Genomic DNA, 1,124 nt, shown 5'->3' with positions numbered 1-1,124 from the left:
CGGCGAGGACCGGGGCCGCCTCGGCCCTCTCCGGCCCCGTCGGCGGCCCCGGTCCTCGCCGTCAGGTCTCCGACGTCCGGGGTCTGGTGTCTGGTGCCCAATGCCCGGCGCTCGGGGTCAACTCATGACGACGTCCCGTCGTCGCAGTCCCGCCAGGCCCACCGCCACCAGGGCGACGGCGAGCCCGATCAGGGTCAGTACCGGGCCCCACTCCATGTCTCCGCCCGGCAGCTTCGGCAGGTGGCCGAAGGGGGAAAGGTCGAGGACGGCCTGGGGGGCGTCGAGCGCCGGGCCGATCCAGCCGATCAGGAGGACGGCGCCCGCGAGGCCCCACGCCGCCATGGCCGCCCGGGGGGCGAGGCCGTGCACGAGAACGGCGACCCCGCCGATGACCCACACCCCGGCGACCTGGACGAGGCAGGCGCCCAGGATGGGGCCGAACTCCTTGCCGTAGCCGAGGGCGAAGCCGAGGCCGGCGAGCAGCATGATCCATACGGAGCCGGCGAAGGCGACGGTCAGATGGCCGGCGGCCCACCGCAGCCGGCCCACGGCGTTGGCGAGGAGGGGTTCGGCCCGGCCCGAGGTCTCCTCGCCGTGCAGCCGCAGGACGGCACCGACGATGTAGAGCGCGGCGATCAGTCCGAGCATGCCGATCATCGATGCGAGGAACGCGTCCGTGAGCCCGGACCGGCCGCCCATGCGTTCGAAGATCTGGCGGGCGCCCTCGTTGTCGGCGACCAGATCGGCCGCGCCCTCGGTCAACCCGCCGTAGACGAGCCCGGCGAGGAAGAACCCGATGCTCCAGCCGAGCACGCTGCCCCGCTGCAACCGCCAGGCCAGCGCGCCCGCCGTCGCCAAACGGCCCGCCGCCGGTCCCGGCCGGGTCGGCAGGAAGCTCATGCCGACGTCACGGCGCCCGGCGAGCCCGTACGCCACCACGCCCTGGACCAGGGCGGCCCCGACGAACAGCAGCAGCACCCACCACCGCTCGCCCGCGAACGAACGCTCGTTTTCGAGCCACCCCAGCGGCGACAACCACGTCAAAAAAGACGAACCTTCGTTCGCGGAAGCGTCGCCCGCCGCCCGCAACACGAAGGCCGCCCCCAGCACCCCCGCCGTCAGCC

1 protein-coding gene is annotated in these 1,124 nt (G+C 73.9%); it reads right to left on the bottom strand.

All coding sequences use genetic code 11. The annotated features are described in order from the left end of the window. Window positions 1-117 precede the first annotated feature (117 nt). The coding region (locus AOK23_RS43930) for an ABC transporter permease (RefSeq protein ID WP_420823812.1) at window positions 118-1,124 on the bottom strand (1,007 nt) is incomplete at its 5' end.

Source organism: Streptomyces torulosus (assembly GCF_001419765.1).
Lineage (GTDB): Bacteria > Actinomycetota > Actinomycetes > Streptomycetales > Streptomycetaceae > Streptomyces > Streptomyces torulosus.
The sequence above is the reverse complement of the archived record's forward strand: the minus strand, read 5'-3'. Positions and strand labels throughout refer to the sequence as shown.